Origin of the sequence: Mesorhizobium sp. M7A.F.Ca.US.005.03.2.1, assembly GCF_003997795.1 — a bacterium.
GTDB lineage: Bacteria > Pseudomonadota > Alphaproteobacteria > Rhizobiales > Rhizobiaceae > Mesorhizobium > Mesorhizobium ciceri.
Genome location: NZ_RZRP01001405.1, coordinates 1 through 843, shown reverse-complemented (window position 1 = coordinate 843; position 843 = coordinate 1). Strand labels below are relative to the sequence as shown.

At 66.8% G+C, this 843-nt stretch carries 1 protein-coding gene and 1 pseudogene; both read left to right on the top strand.

The window, feature by feature from the left end:
* Window positions 1–146, top strand: a pseudogene (locus tag EN991_RS38120) (precorrin-4 C(11)-methyltransferase); the annotation flags it as partial.
* On the top strand, window positions 143–843 hold a 701-nt coding region (gene cobA, locus EN991_RS38115), incomplete at its 3' end, for a uroporphyrinogen-III C-methyltransferase (protein ID WP_127370626.1). The pseudogene EN991_RS38120 and the gene cobA, both read left to right, overlap by 4 nt.

The window sequence follows — 843 nt, the reverse complement described above, 5'->3', positions numbered from 1 at the left end:
CCATCGAGGCACAGCTCGCCGCCGATCCGATGGAGCGCACGGCGATCATCTTCGTCGGCCGCTCGCTGGCGGCGCGAGGTTTTGGCGAGAGTTCATTATACGACGCCCATTATCAGCGGCGTTTTCGCGGACGGGACGGATTGTGAGCGGCAGCACCAAAAACACCGGCGAAAACGCCACGCTCGAAAAAGCCTTGTCCCGGCTGAACTTCAAGCCGCGCCAACTGGAGCCGGGCCATGTCTGGCTGGCCGGCGCCGGCCCCGGCGACCCCGGCTGCCTGACGCTTGAAGTGTTGGCGGCTTTGGCCGAGGCGGATGCGCTGGTCTACGACGCACTGGTGTCCCCTGACATTGTCGCAGTTGCGGAGAATGCCGAGCTTTTCTTTGCCGGCAAGCGCGGCGGCAAACCGTCGATGAAACAGGACGACATCACCGCCCTGCTGGTCCGGCTCGCACGCGAAGGCCGCCGCGTCGTCAGGCTGAAGGGCGGCGATCCCTATATTTTCGGCCGTGGCGGCGAAGAAGCTCTGGCGCTGGCGCGGGAAAGTATCCCGTTCCGCGTACTGCCCGGCCTGACCTCGGGCCTCAGTGCGCTGGCCGCGACCGGCATCCCCGCCACCATGCGCGGCATCAACAAGGCGGTGATCCTGGCCACCGGCCACGCCGCCGGCACCGATGACGATCTCGACTGGGCAGCGATCGCCCGCACCGGCCAGCCTGTGGTCGTCTATATGGGCATGGCCAATCTGCCCTTGATCGCCGCAGCACTGCTCGATGGCGGGCTGGCGCCGTCGACACCGGCGGCAGTGATCGTCGCCACGCTCGCCACCATTGCCGAGGAAGC